The following is an 18,041-nucleotide window of genomic DNA, read 5'->3' as shown; positions in this document are numbered from 1 at the left end:
TGGTGGTGCTTGTGGGTCGAGAAGTCCTAGGGCGCATGGTGGTCCGCCGGTTCGTGGACCACCAGCATGTCCTCATCCAGTTCCCCATCCGGAAAGAAGCAGGCGAACTGCTGGTCCGCGGCGGATGCCGCAGCTTCCAGGGGCGGTTCCAGGGTGAGGCACTTTTCCTGCTTGGCCGGCGGCAACGCCGCGAAGACAGGACAACGGGTGGCGAAGTTGCAGCCTTTGGGTGCCTGCAGCGGCGAGGGCAGGTCACCCTGCAGGATGATGCGTTCGCGGGTGCGTTCCAGCTGGGGGTCCGGAACGGGAATGGCGGAGAGGAGCGCGCGGGTGTAAGGGTGCCGGGGGTTGTCGAACACCCGGTCCACGGCACCGATCTCCACGATTTTGCCCAAGTACATCACCGCCACCCGGTTGGAGATGTGGCGCACCACGGAGAGGTCGTGCGCCACCAGCAGGTAGCTCAGGCCCAGTTCGGCGCGCAGGTGGTCCAGGAGGTTGATCACGCCGGCCTGGACCGATACGTCCAGGGCGGAGACGGGTTCGTCCAAAACCACCAGCTTGGGGTTCACGGCCAACGCCCGGGCGATCCCGATCCGCTGGCGCTGGCCGCCGGAGAACTGGTTGGGGAAGCGGTTGACGTGGTCCGGCTGCAGGCCCACGAGCTTCATCAGCTCCATGATCCGCTTCCTGGTGGCCGCCCGGTCCATGCCCGCGTTCTGCAGGGGTTCGGCAAGGACCTCGTACACCGTGAACCGGGGATCCAGGGCGCCGGTGGGATCCTGGAACACCATCTGGAGCTCGCGGCGCATCCTGGCTTTGGTCTTTGCGTCGGCAGCCTGCTTGTTGCTGAGCCCGCCGATCACCACCTCGCCGTCCTGGTCCGGATGGAACTCCATGATCTCCAGGAGCGTGGTGGTCTTTCCCGATCCGGACTCGCCCACGATGGAGAAGCATTCACCTTCGCGGATATCAAAGGTCACGCCGTCCACGGCCTTGACCGTGCCGATCCTGCGCTTGATCAAGGCGCCCCTGGTCAGCGGGAAATGCTTCCGCACGTCCTTGAGCCTCAGCACGGTGTCCCGCTGGGCACGGGGGATGGCGTCGAAGCGGGACACAGGCACCGGCGGGGCGGCGAACACGTCGTGGACATCCACAGTTCCGCCCAGCGATCCGGACTTGATGCAGGCGGCACGGTGCAGTGCGCCGCCGTCGACGGGTGCGAGGGCGGGCTCGCCGTCAAGGCAGGCCTCCGAGGCAAGGGGGCAGCGGGGTGCGAACGAGCATCCGGTGGGGGCGTGGAGCAGGTTGGGCGGCATTCCCTCGATGGGGACGAGCGAGGATTTCTCCGCCACGTCCACCCGGGGCACGGCGCCCAGCAGGCCCATGGTGTAGGGCATCCGCGGGTTGTAGTAGATGTCGTCCACGGCACCGGTTTCCACCGGCTTGCCCGCGTACATGACCATGATGTCGTCTGCCATCCCGGCCACCACGCCGAGGTCGTGCGTGATCATCACGACGGCGGCACCGGTCTCCTCCTGTGCCGCGTGGAGCACCTCGAGGACCTGGGCCTGGATGGTGACGTCCAGGGCCGTCGTCGGCTCGTCCGCGATCAGGACGCGCGGGTTGTTGGCGATGGCGATGGCGATCATGACGCGCTGGCGCATGCCGCCGGAGAACTCGTGCGGGAAGGCTTTCAGCCGTTCACGGGGGCTGGGGATCCCCACCATGGCGAGAAGCTCGACGGCGCGGGCTTCCTTGGCCTTCCTGCTCATGGAGGGGTGGTGGATGGCCAGCGCTTCGATGATTTGGGTGCCCACCGTGAAGACGGGAGTAAGGGAGGAGAGGGGGTCCTGGAACACCATGGCAAGGTCGTTCCCGCGGAATTGGCACATGGCCTTGTCGCTCAGCCCCAGCAGTTCCCTGCCGTTGAGCCGGACGGAGCCGGAGACCTGGGCCGCGGGCGGGAGGAGTCCCATGATGGCCAGCGAGGTGACCGATTTGCCGGAGCCTGATTCACCAACGATCCCCAGGGTCTTGCCGGGCATCAGGTCGAAGTCGACGCCCCTGACGGCGTGGACCACGCCGTTCTCTGAACTGAAGCGGACATTCAGGTCGCGGACGGACAGCACTGCGTCGGCAGGGGCGTGCAGTCCTGCCACGTGCAGGCGCTCCACGTCCGACCGGGCGGGTTCCATGGCTCCGGTGGTGGTTTCGCTGCTCATGCCGTCTTCTTTTCCGCGGGGATGGTCCGGGCTTTGGCCTTCCTGGCCTTGCCGGTGGAACTGGAGCTGGGGTCGAAGGCGTCCCGCAGGCCGTCGTTCATCATGGCCAGCGAGCCGGTCAGGAGGAACATGACGGTCAGCGGTACCCAGAACATCCAGGGGAAGGTCTGCACCTGGGAGGTGGCACCGCCGATCAGGACGCCGAGGCTCACGTCCGGGACCTTGATCCCGATGCCGATGAAGGAAAAGGCCACCTCGGCGAGGATGGCCGCCGTGACCCCGCGGGTGATGTCCAGGATCAGCAGCGAGCCGATGTTCGGAACCAGGTGGCGCCAGACGATCCGCCGCGGCGGCACGCCCATGTACTGGGCGGCCTTGACGAAGTCACGCTGCATGAGGGACATGGACATGGAACGGATCAGGCGGGCCGTCCCCATCCAGCTGAATACCAGCAGCACGATGATGAGCAGCAGCCATGAGGGAAGGTCCCGCTTGAGGCCCGCAGCGCCGCCGCTGGTGGCGACGGCCACCACCAGGAGTGCCGGCATCATGATCAGGGCCTCCAGGATGAACAGCATCACCTTGTCCACCTTGCCGCCGAAGTAGGCCATGCTGCAGCCGTAGACGGCGGCGATCAGGACCGACACGAGGCCTACCACCAGGCCAATCAGGATGGAGATCCTGGTGCCCTCGACGGTCATGGCGTAGAGATCGATTCCGGCCTGGGACGTACCGAGGAAGTGGTCGGCCGATGGCGGCATTCCGATGTTGAAGGGGTCGATGGTTTCCTTGTCCCACGGGGTGAAGAATCCCCCGATGAACGAGAAAACCGTCAGGGCCAGGAAGATGGCCAGGCCCGCCACTGCGGTCCTGTTCCGCAGGAAGCGGCGAAAGATAATGGTGTTTTTGCCGATGACGACGTCGGCGCTCTCCAGGTGCGCGTCCTGCGCCACGGCTGCCGGGTCAACGGCGTTCAGGTTGGTCATGGCTACTGCACCCGCACTCTCGGGTCGACAAGCGTGGTGGCGAAGTCCGCCAGGATGGCGCCCAGGGCGAAGATCACGGAGCCGTAGGCCAGGGTGGCCGTGGCGGCGTTGACGTCCTGCAGCGAGATGGCATCAATGCTCCAGGAGCCAACACCCGGCCAGGCAAAGATCTTTTCGGCAAAGAAGCCGCCGGCGAAGATGGCCGGGATGGTGAACGCGATGCTCTGGGCCACCGGAATGAAGGAGACGCGGAGGGCGTGCCGGGCGATTGCCTGGTTCCGGCTGAGCCCCTTGGCCCGGGCGGTGCGGACAAAGTCGGCGTTCACGTTGTCCAGCAGGTACTGCCGCTGCGCAATCTGGTAGGCGCCCCAGCCCACGAGTGTGATGGCCACCGTAGGCACCACGTAATGCGCGGCCAGGTCCATGGCCTGGGGCCAGCCGGCCGCTACGCCCGGTGTGGAGATGCCGGTGACGAAGAAGATCCGGTCCCCCACGGACTCATTGATGTTGATGGCTCCCAGCTGAACCAGGAAGTACGCGATGGGCGCGGGCACGATGTATGCGAGGTAGCTGTAGGACGTGATGACGCGGTCCTGGAACTTGTACTGCCGTGCGGCCGAATAGACGCCGAGCGCGACGCCGATAACCAGGGTAAGGATGATGGACGCCAGGAAGAGCCGGGTGGAGATCCAGACGCGGTCCCCAAACTCGGCGTTGATGTAGGCGCCGTTGGGGCTCCGGCCCCAGTCCCAGCGGGTGACGATCCCGGTGAGCCAGTCAACGTAGCGCTCCCACGGGCTGAGGTCCGGGTCCAGGCCTTTCAGCCGCATGGAGTTGGCCACCTGCTCCGGGGTGGGCCGGGGGATGCGTTCCTGCTCGAGCAGCGCCGGCTTGAGCGAGCTGACAGCCAGGAAGTATCCGGCGGATGTGGTGAGGAAGATCATCACCACATACGTGAGGCCGCGTTTGGCGAGGTACTTGAGCATGGGGCTATTTCTTTGGCCGCGCCGCCGGATGCTGGACGGAGGAACACTCCAATGTCCGATGTCGTGCCGTGCCGCTGGCCAAGTCAACCATCACTGCTGGATCCTTCCGTCGTCCCCGGACAAGCACGGGTTGTGCCGCCTCACCGGGTTCTGCACCAGCGGGTAGCTGGCCTCCCGCAGCCCCATGGGCAGGTCCTGGTGGACTATGTCGCGGGTCACATTCCAGAGGAAACTATCACAAGCATTCACCGGAAAAGCGCCGCAATCCCCCGAAATCAGGCGGGCCGTATCAGATCGTTATGAATAGTTCTGTGAAGTTGGTTTGACTGGACGCAAGGGCGTTCCACCGCGTAATCTACGCGCCGCCCGCCACGCGTGTGACAAGATCGCGCCAGGAAGTTGCCAGCCGTTCACTGGTGACCCCATGTTCGCGGACAAGGTGCAGGAGCCGCTCGGGGTCCAGGGTGGCATTAAGGGATCCGGCCATCAGCCACGGTTCGGGGGACTCGAAGCCGCCTTCGCGCAGGAGCATCTCCACGTGCCGGTTCCAGAGGGCGGCGGCCGGGACGTCAAACCTGCTGCGGGAGGCGTGTCCGGCAGCGAGGACCAGGTCGCCGTATTCCAGTACGTAAGCGATCCGCTCGGCGCCAAAGGCGATGAGCCGGTCCAGCGGCGCAGCCCCTGGGCCCAGGGGCGGCGGGCCGAACAGGACGCGGGCCTGGAAGGCGGCCTCCGAATCGTTCAGCAATGTCAGCATCAGTCCGGCGCGGCTGCCGAAGCGGCGGAAGACCGTGCCCTTGCCCACCCCGGCGTGCCCGGCGAGGCGGTCCATGGTGAGCGCCGCCGCTCCGCCCTGCGCAATCAGCTCCCGGGCAGCCAGCAGGAGACGTTCCCGGTTCCGGGCAGCGTCGCTGCGTTCCGCGGCCGTTACCGGGGTCATTCCCGGCCGCACTGGGATGGAACTCACACAGACAGTGTAGCCACCGGGAATATAAGCGGACTGCGGTCCGTTTAGTACGGTGAAGGCTCCATGAGCCTCTGTTCACCCGAACGCGGTCCCCGCCGCGACCCTAGCCAGGAGATTCCATGACCAAGAGCACAGTCCTTACCCTTGTCGGCAGCCTCCGCGCCGAGTCCACCAACCAGAAGCTGGCGGAAGCCATCCAGCTCAACGCGCCCGAGCAGGTGGACGTGGTGATCCACGAGAGCCTGGGCAACATCCCCTTTTACAACGAGGACCTGGACGTGGAAGGCCAGGTCCCGGCTGCCGCCGCGGCACTGCGCGCCGCCGCCGAAGAGGCCGACACCCTCCTGCTGGTCACCCCCGAACACAACGGCACCGTTCCCGCCGCCCTGAAAAACGCCATTGACTGGCTGTCCCGCCCCTTCGGTGCCGGCGCCCTGGCGGGCAAGCCGACCGCCGTCGTCGGTACAGCATTTGGCCAGTACGGCGGCGTGTGGGCCCAGGATGAGGCACGCAAGGCCGCCGGCATCGCCGGCGCGCAGATCCTCGACGACGTCAAGCTGGCCGTCCCGGGCTCCATGGTCCGCTTCGCCGAGGTCCACCCGAAGGACGACGCCGAAATCGTGGAGCAGATCAAGGGCATCTTCGACACCCTGGCCGCCGCAGCACCGGCAGCCTAACCTCCCGCGCCACTTGGCAGCTTAGGGAGCCCGGCAGCGCCCGGCATGCAGCTTTGCATGCCGGGCGCTGCCGGCTTAAGGGGCACTTCCCAGCCGTGACCAACTCTTGTCCCAACCGGTACCTTCCGGACATCTGCGCGGACCAGGGCCGCCGTAGCGTTAATCCACTGGACCTACCGGATGGGATTGCGTGCCGCATGGCAAAGAGACGGAGTTGGGGCGGCGGTGGCAGCGGCAGCCTGGCAGCGGCAGCAGGGTGCCTTGCGCTGCTGCTCAGCGCTTGCAGCGCCCCTCTCCCCCAACCGGAAGGGCCATCCGTGCCTGCCACCGGCGGAAATGCCGGAACCAGCGCAGCGCCGCTGGCCCTCCTTCCGGCGACGATGGAAAGCAGCCCTCCGGGGGCGGAGCAAGGAAGACCGGCCGGAAGGCCGCAAAGTACGCCCCAGGCAGCGGCACCCGCAGGTCCCCGGGCCAGCGCCGCCGCCACGGCCCCGCCGGTAACGGCCTACTTCGTGATGGTGGACGACGGCGGGAGGCACGGTATCCGCTTTGGCTGCAATGACAGCCTGGTCGCCTCCGCCCCACTGGCCGGCGCCGGGGATGGCCGGCTGAAGGCTGCAATCGCTGCGCTCCTTGACGGCGGACAGCAGGCGGATGGACTGTACAACGCGCTGGGCGGCTCCAGGCTGAAGTTCCTGTCCGGCAGCTTTGACGGCACCACGGTCACGGTCTACCTGGCGGGCGCGCTGAAGCCCGGCGGAACCTGCGACCTTCCGCGCATTGACGCCCAGCTCACCCAGACCGCCCTTGAGGCAGTGGGTGCAGTCCGGGCTGATATCTACATCAACGGAAAGACCCTGGCGGACTCCCTGAAACTGAAGTAGCCGGCCGCCGGTAAATCAGTAATAAACATATGTTGCTTTTAGAGCAACAACTGGCTGTATCCTGACTCTGTGACCCACGAGACACTTGACACCGCGGCAGGCACGCTGCCGGCGGAAGCCATTGATGCAATCGAGCGGGCGGCAACGTCGGCACACCGGCACGAGGAACTGTTCTCCGAGCGCGCGGCGAACATCCGGCAGTCGGCGGTGAGGGATGTCTTCGACATCTCCATGCGGCCCGGCTTGGTGTCGCTGGCGGGGGGAAGCCCGTACCTGCAGTCGCTCCCCCTGGACCGGCTCGCAGCCACGGCGGCGAAAATCATCGCGGAGGACGGCCTTACCGCCCTCCAGTACGGGGCCGGGCAGGGCACAGCGGAACTCCGGGCACAGATCTGCGATGTCATGGCTGCAGAAGGAATCCTGGATGCCCGTCCGCAGAACGTGGTGATCACCGCAGGTTCCCAGTCCGCCCAGGACGTTGCCACCAAGCTGTTCTGCAATCCGGGCGACGTGGTGCTGGTGGAGGACCCCACCTACGTGGGCGCACTGAACACGTTCGAGGCATACCAGGTCCAGGTGGAGACCGTGGAGATGGACCAGTACGGCCTGGTTCCGGAACTGCTGGAGGCGCGGATCGCCGCCCTGCAGCTGGCGGGCAGGAGCATCAAGTTCCTCTACACCATCCCCAACTTCAACAATCCATCCGGCATCACCCTGGCCCGGGAACGCCGGCAGCAGGTGGTCGATATATGCCGCAGGGCGAATATCCTTGTCCTCGAGGACAACCCTTATGGCCTGCTCCGCTTCGAGGGGGAGCCCTTGGCTCCCTTACGGGCCGCAAACCCAGACGATGTCATCTATTTGGGATCATTCTCCAAGATCTTCGCGCCCGGCCTGCGCATTGGCTGGGCCCTCGTGCCGGAGCACCTGCAGCGCCGCTACTACTTGGCCGCCGAAGCCGTGACGCTCTGCCCGCCCGCCCTGAACCAGATGCTTGTCTCGGCCTACCTGCGCGACTACGACTGGAAGGGACAGGTCGAGACCTACCGCCGGCTGTACGCCGAGCGCTGCCGCGCCATGCTGGCCGCCCTCAGGGAATACATGCCCGCGGGAACCACCTGGACCAACCCGCAGGGCGGCTTCTTCGTCTGGGTGACGCTGCCGGAGGGTGTTGATACCTACCCATTGCTGCACAAGGCGATCGATGCCGGCGTCGTGTTTATCCCCGGCGCCGCCTTCACGCCGTCGGACGAACCGTCCAACAAGCTCAGGCTCGCCTTCAGCGCCGTACCACCCGATGCCATCGCCGAGGGAGTGCGCCGGTTGGCGCCGGTGCTGCAGGAAGCCATCGCCGCGCTGTAGCGTAAGCCACACGAGTGCCGAAACCTAGCAAAGGAGCATGCATATGGCTGGAATCATCGTTGTAGGGGTTGACGGCAGCGAGACGGCGAAGAAGGCGGCGCAGTCAGCCAGGGACCTGGCTGCGGCCCTGGGCGCTTCCCTGCACGTCGTGTCCGCCTTCGACAGCGACCGGACCGAGGTGTTCGGCAGCGGCAGCGACCGCTGGATCGTCTCCGACGCGGACGCCGCGGAGCAGGTGGCCCGGACGGTGGCGGAATCGCTGGGCCGCGACATCACGGTGACGTATTCGGCAGCGCGCGGGCGCCCGGCCGACGCCCTCATCAAGGAAGCCATCCGCATGGACGCCAGGATCATCGTGGTGGGCAACCGGCGCATGCACGGCATCGGGCGCGTCCTTGGCAGCGTGGCCAACAGCGTTGCCCACAACGCACCCTGCGACGTGTACATCGCCAACACCTACGACGCCGACTGAACCGTCAGGACCGGCCGCCGGCGTAACGCCGGACACTCCCCGTGGTGGTGCATGTCGCTGCGGGGGGTGTCCGTTCTCACCGGCTGAAACCGGTTTCGCTGCGTTCTCCAACGATAAAATTGGAAAAGGCCCCAAAGGCGTGGACATTGACAAATCCACCCCCATCGAAGGGCTCCCCCTTGATCACCTTGCAGCGCCGGCAGCTCGTTGGCCACGACATCCTCCTGGCCCGCCACGGAAACCACATCTCCTCCATGCGCGTGGACCGGAGCAACGGCAGGGTAGTTGCGCTGCTTGACGACGGCAGCCTGGACAGCGCCCCCAACCTGATCGCGCCGGGACTCGAGCTTCCCCAGACCGTGCGGAGCGTCCTGCGCGAGGACTGGAAGCTGCTGGGCGCCTGGGCCGGGATGGCGGCCCTGATGGGCGGCCTGATGACCGCAGCCGCTGTGGTTCTGGGAACCACAGCTGATCCTGCCCTGCTTGAGGCCCTCACGGCCTACTCCGCGTACTAGGCGTTCAGCCCACCAGCCAGCCCTGGAGCAGCCACCAGATCCCGGCCATCACCACTCCGCCAAAGAGCGAACCTGCCACCACCTGCCCCGGGGTATGCGCCCGCAGGACAACGCGTGACCAGCCCACCGCCGGAACCAGGAGCAGCAGCGGGGCCCAGGCCGCGCCAAGCATCAGCACCAATACGACGGCGGCACAGGACACTGCAGCGGCATGGCCGCTCATTTTCCAGAACGGGCTGACGACTGCCAGCACGGCCACGCCGCCCACCACCGCCAGGACCATGGCGGTCACGCTCTGCGGGGCGTTCACGGTGTCCAGCACCAGCAGCCCCACGGCAATGCAGGCCAGCGCCATCAGCAGCACCGGGGCGCGCTGCCTGCGGTCGCTCACATGATGGTCCGTCACCTTCCCCAGCCTGACCAGCACCAGCAGCACCACAAGCGGAAGCACGCACACAAAGAGGGCCGCCAGCGCCCCGTAACCCATGGTCCCGGGGAATCCTGCCTCCGTCAGGGGGCTGATCAACAGCTGGATGCTCACCACCACCGGCGGCTGGAAGACCTCAGTCAGCCACCTGGCGGTGTGGTTCCTGGCCCGGATTGAGCCGCTGCTTACCGTCACGTCCTGGTCCGGGCCCTAGTCCAGCAGGAGCGCGGGCTCTTCCAGGATGGCTGCGACGTCGGCCATGAAGCGTGCGGACAGGTCACCATCCACCACGCGGTGGTCGAAGGATCCTCCCAAGGTGGTGATCCAGCGGGGAATCACCTCACCGTCCAGGACCCAGGGCTTTTGCTTGATGGTTCCGAAAGCAACGATGGCCACCTCGCCCGGGTTGATGATGGGCGTGCCGGTGTCGATGCCCAGGGCACCGATGTTGGTGATGGTGAGCGTGCCGCCCTGCATCTCGGCCGGCTGGGTCTTCCCGGCCCTGGCGGTGGTGGCCAGGTTGTTCAGCGCCAGCGCCAGCTCCTTCAGGGACAGGTCCTGGGCATTCTTGATGTTCGGGACCATCAGGCCGCGCGGGGTTGCGGCGGCAATCCCCAGGTTCATGAAGTGCTTGACATGGATTTCAGCGGTGTCGGAGTCTTCGTTGTCCACCCACGACGCGTTCACGCTGGGGTTCCGGGCCGCGGCCCAGATGACGGCCTTGGCCAGGATGAGCAGCGGCGAGACCTTGATGCCCTCGAAGTCCCGGGAGGCCTTGAGCCGCTTGACGAATTCCATGGTGCGGCTGGCATCCACGTCCACGAAGATGCTGACGTGCGGCGCTGCGAAGGCGGATTCCACCATCGCCTTTGCGGTGGCCTTGCGGACGCCCTTGACCGGAATCCGCTCCACGCGCTGGTCCTGCGGCTTTCCGGCCTTGCCCCAGAAGCCGTCCGCCTTGTCCAGCTCGGCATCGCGCTGAGACTGGTAGCTGACCAGGTCCTCGCGCGTTACTTCACCCCGTGAACCGGTGGCAACAACATCTGCCAGGTCGATGCCCAGGTCACGGGCAATTTTCCGGACGGGCGGCTTGGCCAGGACCCGGTTGACCAGGCCCGTGATGGTACCGCCAAGGGTAGGACGGTTGTCGACGGCCGCGGGTTCGGTGGCGGACACTGCAGCCGGCGTGCCCGGCTGGACAGGTTCAACCTGCGGGGCATTGACCGTCACGGCAGCGGCCGGCGCCGTTTTCCGCGGGCGCCGCTTGACCGCGTCGGCCTTGGGGCCGGACCCCACCAGCGGGCCGGCGGCCGGGGCACTTCCGCCAGCGCCGCCGTCGGCCGTTGTGTCCACTGCCGCATCCTGCGGGAGCTTGCCGTAGAGCGGCTGCACTGGTGCTTCCGGTGCACGGACGTCAGCGGGTGTGGGATCGCCGGACACGTGGTCGCTGACGCTGATGATGGCCGTGCCGACGTCCACGGTCACCCCTTCCCCCACCAGCAGTTCGGTGACCGTCCCGGCGAACGGGGACGGCAGTTCCACGATGGACTTGGCGGTTTCGATCTCGCAGAGGACGTCATTGATGGCGACGGCGTCGCCCGGTTTGACCTTCCAGGAGACGATTTCCGCTTCGGTGAGGCCCTCGCCGACATCGGGCAGGTTGAACTTGTTCAGGGTCATGGTGTCCTCAGTAGGAGAGGGCGCGGTCCAGCGCCTCCAGGATGCGGTCGATGTCCGGAAGGTAGTCTTCCTCCACCTTGGCAACGGGATAGGGCATGTGAAATCCGCCAACGCGGATCACCGGGGCCTCGAGCGAATGGAAGGCACGTTCACTGATGCGGGCGGCGATTTCGCCGCCGATTCCACCGAAGGTGGGCGCCTCGTGCGCCACGATCAGCCGTCCGGTCTTCTGGACGGAGGCGGTGACGGTGTCGAAATCGATCGGCGAGATGGACCGGAGGTCGATGACCTCAACGCTCCTGCCGTCCTCCGCCGCGGCGTTGGCGGCCGCAAGCGCCACGGGAACCAGGGGGCCGTAGGCAACAATGGTGGCATCAGTACCCTCACGCAGCACGTGGGCCTTGAAGGGGTCCTCCGAGGGGCCCGGAGCGTCAACGTCGACGTCGCCCTTGAGCCAGTAGCGCCGCTTGGGTTCGAAGATGATCACCGGGTCCTGGCATTCCACGGCCTGCTGGATCATCCAGTAGGCGTCGTGCGGGTTGGAAGGGGTGATGATGCGCAGGCCTGCCGTGTGCGCGAACAGCGCCTCGGGGGACTCGGAGTGGTGCTCCACGGAGCCGATGCCGCCGCCGTACGGGATGCGGATGACGACGGGAACCGTAAGGTTGCCGTGGCTGCGGGCGTGCATCTTGGCCAGCTGGGTGGTGATCTGGTTGAAGCCGGGGAAGACGAAGCCGTCGAACTGGATCTCGCAGACGGGGCTGTAGCCGCGCAGGGCCAGGCCGATGGCGGTGCCGATGATGCCGGATTCGGCCAGCGGGGTGTCCACCACGCGGTCCGGGCCGAACTCGCCGATCAGCCCGTCGGTCACCCGGTACACACCACCCAGGGGACCAATGTCCTCGCCCATCAGCAGCGACTTGGGGTTTGCCGCCAGGGTGGCCCGGAGGCCCTCGTTGATGGCCTTGGCAATGGTCATGGTGGTCATCAGTGGCCTGCCTTTGCTTCCTGCGCGGCGGCTTCTTCCTCGCCGGCGAATCCTGCGCTGTACTCCTCGAACCATGCCAGTTCCTCGGCCACCAGCGGATGCGCCTGGGCATAGACGTTGGCGAAGGCCTGCCGGATGTCCGGGTTTTCAAGATCATGGGCGGTGCGCCGGACATACGCGGCCAGCTCGTCGCCGTCGGCCTTGACCTTGGCGAAGAAGTCGTCGTCCGCCAGGCCTTCGGCACGCAGGTACTTCTCGAGCCGTGTCAGCGGATCCTTGGCCCGCCATGCGTCTTCTTCCGTCGACGGGCGGTACTTCGTGGGGTCGTCGGCGGTGGTGTGCGCGCCCACCCGGTAGGTGAAGGCCTCGATCAGGACGGGTCCGTTGCCCTGGCGGGCATGCTCCAGGGCCCATTCGGTGACTGCATGCACGGCGATCACGTCGTTGCCGTCCACCCGGATCCCCGGGAAACCATAGCCCTTGGCGCGGTTGGACAGCGGAACCCGGGTCTGGACGTTGGTGGGTACGGAGATGGCCCAGTGGTTGTTCTGGCAGAAGAACACCACCGGCGCCTTGTAGGAGGAGGCGAACACCATGGACTCGTGCACGTCACCTTCCGAGCTGGCGCCGTCACCGAAGTAGGCGATGACGGCGGCGTTCGGCTGCTCATTGGCCGCATCCGTGGCGGCGGCGAGCTTCTGGTCGCGCTGGATCCCCATCGCGTAGCCCACGGCGTGGAGGGTCTGGGCAGCCAGGACCAGGGTGTACAGGTGGAAGTTGGTGTCCTTGGGGTTCCAGCCGCCGTTGGAAACTCCGCGGAACTGGCGCAGGAGTTCGGCCAGGTCCACGTTGCGGGTCAGCGCGACGCCGTGCTCCCGGTACGTGGGGAAAATGTAGTCCTGCGGCTGGCTGGCACGGCCCGAGCCAATCTGCGCTGCCTCCTGGCCGGTCAACGGTACCCACAGTGCCAGTTGGCCCTGGCGCTGGAGGGCGGTGGCTTCAATATCGAACCGGCGGATAGCGGCCATGTCCCCATACAGCCCACGCAGGTCCTCCGGGGTCAGTTTGTCCGCGTAGCCGCTGAAGACCGGATCGCTGCCGAGCTTCCCGTCGGGGCCGAGCAGCTGCACCATCTGGGCCGCGGGCTCGCCCATGACGGCTTCAGCATCGGCTTCCCGCTGATCGTCTACCGCTGTTCCGTCGAACTCGGTGGAAGGCAGATGAGTGCCCATACCGTCTCCTTGCTTGCCGCATCCGGATGCAATGCAAATGTCGCTGGGATATATGCCTCAAAAGGAATACATTCCCTTTGCGGCATATACATTGGCTTACTGATCCTAACTTTATCTTCGGTAAGTAGCGGGAGGGCTACTTGTTAAGTGCTAGGAAGTTGCCGGTGCCTTTGTATAGTCGGCACACAACTGGAGGAACCGGGTGTTGGCCTCGGGTTCCCCGATACTGACCCGGACGCCCTCCCCGGGGAAGGCCCGCACGGAAAGGGCACGCGTCCCCGCCAGCTCCGCAAAGGCTGAACTTTCAGGACCGAGTGCCAGCCATACGAAGTTGCCCTGGGCATCCGGGACGGCCCATCCGAGCTCCTTCAGGCCGGCGGTTACCCGCGCCCGCTCGTCCACGAGCTTTTGTACCCTTTCCACAACCTGGGCGTAATTCCCAAGGGAAACAATTGCTGCGTCCTCGGCAATTTGGGACACGGCGAACGGGGTGGCGGCAACGCGGAGGTACTGCGTCAGTTCCGGTTGGGAGACGCTGTAGCCCACCCGAAGGCCGGCCAGTCCGTGGGCTTTGGAGAAGGTCCGCAAAACCACCACGTTGGGGTATTTGCGGTAGAGGTCGATCCCCTCAACGGCGTCCTGGGCCCTGACGAACTCCTGGTAGGCCTCGTCGATGACCACCACCACGTCCGCCGGCACGGAACGGATAAAGGCTTCGGTTTCAGCAGCGCCGAGTGCCGGGCCCGTGGGATTGTTGGGCGTGCAGAGAAGGATGACTTTGGTGCGGGCCGTTACTGCAGCCGCCATCGCTTCCAGGTCATGCCGTCCGTCCGCGGTCACGGGGATGCGCACGCTTTCCGCACCTGCCAGGCCCACGCTGATGGGGTACGCCTCAAAGGAACGCCACGCATAGATGACCTCGTCCGCCTTGCCGTCCTCGTTCTGGCCCGCAAAGGCAGCCAGAATCTGGTTCAGTGCGCCCAAACTCCCGGCGCCGGTGACGATGTCCTCGGCGGGCACGCCAAGGAATTCCGCCAGCGCCGCGCGGAGCCTGCTGCTCAGCGGATCCGGGTACCGGTTGAAGTCCCGCTGCCGGGCGATCGCCTCGAGGACGGCCGGAATCGGGGGCAGCGGGTTCTCGTTGGACGACAGCTTGTAGCTGGCCAGCCCGCTGACGGCGGCCGGTGGCTTTCCTGCAGCGTAGCGGGGCAGCCGCTCCAGCACCGGGCGGGGTGCAATGCCGCCTGCCCTGGTCTCAGATGAGGTCATGGCTTCTAGCCTACTTCCAAGCCCCCACGGGAATCGGGGGACCATGCACCGAAATTCAGGGCACGCTGCCGGCCGCACATCAGCACCTTGTGGAAGCATGGTGCCATGGGTTCATTCATCCTCCGGGTCATCGTCAATGCCGCAGCTCTTTGGGTGGCCAGCTGGATCCTGCCGGGCATGGACATCTCCAGCACGGCGGCATCGGATGCCGTGGCCCGCAGCGGTATTTCACAGGACACCGATGCCATCGGGATCGTCCTGGCCTACCTCTTCATCGGCCTCATCTTCGGGGTGGTGAACGCCTTCGTGCGGCCGCTGGTCAGACTCCTGGCGCTTCCCATCACCATCCTGACCCTGGGCCTGTTCGCGATCGTCATCAACGCCGCCATGCTGTACCTGACAGCCTGGATCAGCGGCTACACACCGGTGCACCTCACTATCGATTCCTTCTTCTGGACCGCCGTCCTGGCGGCGATCATCATCTCCCTGGTCTCACTGGTGGCAGGTTTGCTCCCGGGCGGCAGGCGCTGACCCCGGGTCCGGGATCCAGCCTCTAAGTAGGAAGGCGGGCGGAAACAGGTACCCGGCAGGTGCCGTTTCGCCACCCAGCTCCCAAAACAGCAGTACCCGCCACCCATGACCCCTGCCGGACGGGCCGCTTAGGCTGCGAACCGGGGCCTCCAGAGGCCCTGTTGCTGTCAGTTCCGGACCACGGGGGGCCCACGCATGAAGCCCATGAGATTCCTGCTTGCCGCCTGCCTGCTTTTGGCGTGGCAGGCAGGCCCGGCACAAGCAGACGCCGAAACAGGGCCGGCACCGCGGAGCATGACCGCGCTTGGCAACGACATCTCCTGGCCCCAGTGCGGCGCAGACCTCCCCGCACCCCCGGCATTCGCAATCGTGGGCGTCAACGGGGGACGGCCGGACACCGTCAACCCATGCCTGGCTGCCCAACTGGCGTGGGCGGACCAGACGTCGGATGCCGCCGGGGGAACTCCGGCGGCGGTGTACGTGAACACCGCCGCAACAGGACCGGTGGAGTCGGTGTGGTGGCCTGCGAGCAACAACTACCGTGGCATGGACGTCAGCAACCCCTACGGAGTGTGTGACGGCACGGGGGCACCTGCCTGCGCCTACGTGCACGGGTACGCCATGGCCGCCAATGACGTTGCCATCCTGAAGGATTCGGGCGCCGGGGAGCTGCGGCGCATGTGGTGGCTGGATGTTGAAACCGGAAACAGCTGGCTGTGGGACAAGACCGCCAATGCTGCGGAGCTGGAGGGCATGACCGCGTTCCTGGAGGGCACTGGCTTGGACGTGGGGATCTATTCCACCGGTTATCAATTCGGTGAAATTGTGGGGGAAGTGGGCCCCGGCAGCAACCTCTACCGGCTGAGGAACTGGCTGGCGGGTGCGGAATCCACGGACTCTGCCCGCGAATACTGCTCGGCTTCCCCCCTGGCGCCGGGCGGGACCGTCACGCTGACCCAGTTCACCGAAGGCGACCTGGACTACGACTACCGGTGCACAGCCGCCGTGCCGGCGCCGGCCCCGAAGCCCGCCCCGCAGCCGGACCCGCAGGGAAAGACGCGCACCAAGAGGTTCGCGGAAATGCACGCCGCCCAGATCTCCTGAGGCCCTGCCCTGCTTTGGCTGGATGCAAGTTTTACCTGGCACCCGGCTGCGGCCGCCCCGAAAAGGGGTCCCTGCGTTCCCTGGGAAGAGGAGGCGGTGGCGGCTTGGACAGGGAAAACCTGGTGGCAGTGGCAGCACCGCCGGCACCCAGGACCCCGCCCAGCACCGCCGTGGACTGGGCCAGGGACGGGTCCTTGCTGGCGCCCACCAGGCGGGCTGCCTCCTCATAGCCGGTGAGGCGGTGGCCCGGCCCCAGTCCGGCGTCTTCTCCCCCGCGCACGTAGAGGTCGTTGTTCACGGTCACCGTGACCTGGTTCCTGGCATCCCGGTTGTCCAGGCCATCGCTGCCGGGCACCCAGTCCGTGCGGTGTTCCAGGTGAAGAGTGCTGACATCGGGGGGAGGCGTTATGCGCGAAATGGGCGATCCCGCAGTCAGGACGTATTTCATGTCGTACTCCTTGAGGAACTCCTTGTCCGCCGCCAGGTTCATGGCATGGATTCCGCCCTGGCTGTACCCCACCGCAACGACGTCCGCTCCCGGCTCGGCGCCGGCCTCCCGGAGTGCCTGCAGGACTGCGGCATTCACCTGCCGGGAATTGCTGCCCAGGCCGTCGACGATTCCGGCAAGATCGAACGGGTTGGTGCCTTCGTCTTCGTCATGGACCTGGGTTCCCGGAACCACCACCACGTAGGCCTTTCCGCCTCCGTTGTCCACCTCGATGACTTCGATGTAGCCACTGCCGCGCTCCTCCACCAGCCTGACCCGTTCAAGCAGCCCGGCGGGGGTGGCGTCGAGGTCGATGGGCACGCGCTCTTCCTGCCTGGCCGTCACCGGGCCCGGACGCAGCGCGGGGTTGACGCCTTCGACCAGAGACTTGATCAAGGGAAGGGTGGTGACGGCATTGGCCACCAGCATCTCCATGGCATCCCCATTGAGGAATCCCGTCCGCCAGAAGTCCACATGCTTCCGGAGCTCAACGTCCGGATTCGACAGGCCCAGCATCCACTGCGTGTGGGCAATGGATTCGGCCATCTGGTAATCCCACCTGCAGCTCCGTACCTGGCCGCTGATCCGCTGGAGCTCCAGCCGGACCCTGAGGACCGCCTCCCTTGACTCCCCCACGGCAATAAGCGCTGCAGTCCCCGTGGTTCGCGGCTGGTTCTGGTACTCACCAAGCTCCCGCCAGACCGTGAAAAGCTCCGCCTCGATGGCGGCGAGACGGCCAGCGAGTCCATCGAGCTTCGCGGCCCCCGCATCCAGTTCCTCCAGCTGGACGGTGATTCCACCCACGCCACCGGAAATGGTCAGGATGCCGTCCGGGGGCGGTGGTGAAACGTGGATGGGACCTCCTGAACCGGAGGGCGTCACATCGGCCATCAGAACCGGCTGCCCGGCGAGCACTCGGCCGTCAATGCTGCGCTGGCGTGCGCGGCCACCGCGGCAGACGCCTCCCGCACCCGGTCAAGCGCCCTGCGGACCGCCACCGCCTGCAGGCTGACCGAATCGCGGTATGCCTGCCCGGCAGGTGATTCCCAGTTCGCCAACTGGATGTCGTGGAATCCTGCGAGCACCTCTTCCGCCGTGTGACAGCACTGCGCCACCCTTCGCCCCAGTTCCTGGACTTCAAGGCTGACGCCCAGCCCGTTGCCCCATATCCCGTCCGTCAGATCGTTCCCCATGCCAGCTTCCCGTCACGGCCTTCCCGGCCAGATGTTTCGCCATCTCCCTGCTGTGT

The 18,041-nt window shown here is 66.2% G+C and carries 19 protein-coding genes; 7 read left to right on the top strand and 12 right to left on the bottom strand.

From position 1 onward, the window contains the following. Nucleotides 1–26 precede the first annotated feature (26 nt). The 5 genes from AC6JAM_RS09430 to AC6JAM_RS09410 all read right to left on the bottom strand — a co-directional run bounded on the left by AC6JAM_RS09430 (nt 27) and on the right by AC6JAM_RS09410 (nt 5,164). A complete protein-coding gene (locus AC6JAM_RS09430) occupies nt 27–2,225 on the bottom strand; it encodes an ABC transporter ATP-binding protein (protein WP_495635025.1) in 2,199 nt (732 codons plus the stop codon). Beyond that, nucleotides 2,222–3,211: an ABC transporter permease gene (locus AC6JAM_RS09425; RefSeq protein ID WP_018769746.1), complete on the bottom strand. Its 990-nt coding sequence runs from the start codon at nt 3,209–3,211 to the stop codon at nt 2,222–2,224. Before AC6JAM_RS09425 ends, AC6JAM_RS09430 begins: the two co-directional genes overlap by 4 nt. Before the next feature lie 2 nt (nt 3,212–3,213). Then, entirely contained in the window at nt 3,214–4,197 is a 984-nt protein-coding gene (locus AC6JAM_RS09420) for an ABC transporter permease (protein WP_018769747.1), read from the bottom strand. Between the two features lie 90 nt (nt 4,198–4,287). Continuing rightward, nucleotides 4,288–4,416 (bottom strand): hypothetical protein, encoded by a 129-nt coding sequence (locus tag AC6JAM_RS09415; RefSeq protein ID WP_018769748.1) that lies wholly within the window; start codon nt 4,414–4,416, stop codon nt 4,288–4,290. A gap of 136 nt (nt 4,417–4,552) precedes the next feature. Beyond that, nucleotides 4,553–5,164: a TetR/AcrR family transcriptional regulator gene (locus tag AC6JAM_RS09410; RefSeq protein WP_442781094.1), complete on the bottom strand. Its 612-nt coding sequence runs from the start codon at nt 5,162–5,164 to the stop codon at nt 4,553–4,555. Nucleotides 5,165–5,283: 119 nt separating this feature from the next. Between AC6JAM_RS09410 and AC6JAM_RS09405 the strand changes: the two genes are divergently transcribed. From AC6JAM_RS09405 to AC6JAM_RS09385, 5 genes are all read left to right on the top strand, one after another. Further along, the gene (locus tag AC6JAM_RS09405; RefSeq protein WP_018769750.1) at nt 5,284–5,841 is read left to right on the top strand and encodes an NAD(P)H-dependent oxidoreductase; all 558 of its coding nucleotides are present in this window, start codon (nt 5,284–5,286) and stop codon (nt 5,839–5,841) included. A 317-nt stretch (nt 5,842–6,158) separates the two neighbouring features. Beyond that, a complete protein-coding gene (locus tag AC6JAM_RS09400; RefSeq protein ID WP_223993104.1) occupies nt 6,159–6,725 on the top strand; it encodes a GerMN domain-containing protein in 567 nt (188 codons plus the stop codon). 69 nt (nt 6,726–6,794) lie between these two features. Next, the gene (locus AC6JAM_RS09395; protein ID WP_497934521.1) at nt 6,795–8,087 is read left to right on the top strand and encodes an aminotransferase-like domain-containing protein; all 1,293 of its coding nucleotides are present in this window, start codon (nt 6,795–6,797) and stop codon (nt 8,085–8,087) included. Between the two features lie 43 nt (nt 8,088–8,130). Next, a complete protein-coding gene (locus tag AC6JAM_RS09390) occupies nt 8,131–8,559 on the top strand; it encodes a universal stress protein (RefSeq protein WP_018769753.1) in 429 nt (142 codons plus the stop codon). Between the two features lie 179 nt (nt 8,560–8,738). Then, nucleotides 8,739–9,074: a hypothetical protein gene (locus tag AC6JAM_RS09385; RefSeq protein WP_018769754.1), complete on the top strand. Its 336-nt coding sequence runs from the start codon at nt 8,739–8,741 to the stop codon at nt 9,072–9,074. Nucleotides 9,075–9,078: 4 nt separating this feature from the next. On the opposite strand, the gene AC6JAM_RS09380 is transcribed toward AC6JAM_RS09385, so the two are convergent. The 5 genes from AC6JAM_RS09380 to AC6JAM_RS09360 all read right to left on the bottom strand — a co-directional run bounded on the left by AC6JAM_RS09380 (nt 9,079) and on the right by AC6JAM_RS09360 (nt 14,670). Beyond that, a complete protein-coding gene (locus AC6JAM_RS09380; protein ID WP_026265843.1) occupies nt 9,079–9,696 on the bottom strand; it encodes a phosphatase PAP2 family protein in 618 nt (205 codons plus the stop codon). A 15-nt stretch (nt 9,697–9,711) separates the two neighbouring features. Further along, a complete protein-coding gene (locus AC6JAM_RS09375) occupies nt 9,712–11,181 on the bottom strand; it encodes a dihydrolipoamide acetyltransferase family protein (RefSeq protein ID WP_056392469.1) in 1,470 nt (489 codons plus the stop codon). A 7-nt stretch (nt 11,182–11,188) separates the two neighbouring features. Next, nucleotides 11,189–12,169 (bottom strand): alpha-ketoacid dehydrogenase subunit beta, encoded by a 981-nt coding sequence (locus AC6JAM_RS09370; RefSeq protein ID WP_018769758.1) that lies wholly within the window; start codon nt 12,167–12,169, stop codon nt 11,189–11,191. Next, complete coding sequence (pdhA, locus tag AC6JAM_RS09365) at nt 12,169–13,401, bottom strand: pyruvate dehydrogenase (acetyl-transferring) E1 component subunit alpha (RefSeq protein WP_018769759.1); 1,233 nt, start codon at nt 13,399–13,401, stop codon at nt 12,169–12,171. Before pdhA ends, AC6JAM_RS09370 begins: the two co-directional genes overlap by 1 nt. Nucleotides 13,402–13,551: 150 nt before the next feature. Beyond that, nucleotides 13,552–14,670 (bottom strand): histidinol-phosphate transaminase, encoded by a 1,119-nt coding sequence (locus tag AC6JAM_RS09360; RefSeq protein ID WP_018769760.1) that lies wholly within the window; start codon nt 14,668–14,670, stop codon nt 13,552–13,554. Nucleotides 14,671–14,775: 105 nt separating this feature from the next. Here AC6JAM_RS09360 and AC6JAM_RS09355 point away from each other — a divergent pair, with 105 nt between their 5' ends. Both AC6JAM_RS09355 and AC6JAM_RS09350 read left to right on the top strand, forming a co-directional pair. Next, nucleotides 14,776–15,201, top strand: coding sequence for a phage holin family protein (locus AC6JAM_RS09355; RefSeq protein WP_018769761.1), 426 nt, complete (start codon nt 14,776–14,778; stop codon nt 15,199–15,201). Between the two features lie 195 nt (nt 15,202–15,396). Continuing rightward, nucleotides 15,397–16,305, top strand: coding sequence for a hypothetical protein (locus AC6JAM_RS09350; RefSeq protein WP_497934520.1), 909 nt, complete (start codon nt 15,397–15,399; stop codon nt 16,303–16,305). Nucleotides 16,306–16,336: 31 nt separating this feature from the next. Here AC6JAM_RS09350 and AC6JAM_RS09345 read toward each other — a convergent pair whose 3' ends face one another. Together AC6JAM_RS09345 and AC6JAM_RS09340 are read right to left on the bottom strand one after the other, a co-directional pair. Further along, the gene (locus AC6JAM_RS09345) at nt 16,337–17,683 is read right to left on the bottom strand and encodes an alpha/beta hydrolase (RefSeq protein WP_223993108.1); all 1,347 of its coding nucleotides are present in this window, start codon (nt 17,681–17,683) and stop codon (nt 16,337–16,339) included. Then, nucleotides 17,683–17,985: a hypothetical protein gene (locus AC6JAM_RS09340; protein WP_056392466.1), complete on the bottom strand. Its 303-nt coding sequence runs from the start codon at nt 17,983–17,985 to the stop codon at nt 17,683–17,685. The genes AC6JAM_RS09345 and AC6JAM_RS09340 overlap by 1 nt, the downstream gene beginning before the upstream one ends. Nucleotides 17,986–18,041: the final 56 nt, after the last annotated feature.

This window comes from Arthrobacter sp. GmRoot5-12, assembly GCF_059739365.1.
Note: the sequence above shows the minus strand (reverse complement) of the source record. Positions and strands in the feature narration are given on the sequence as shown.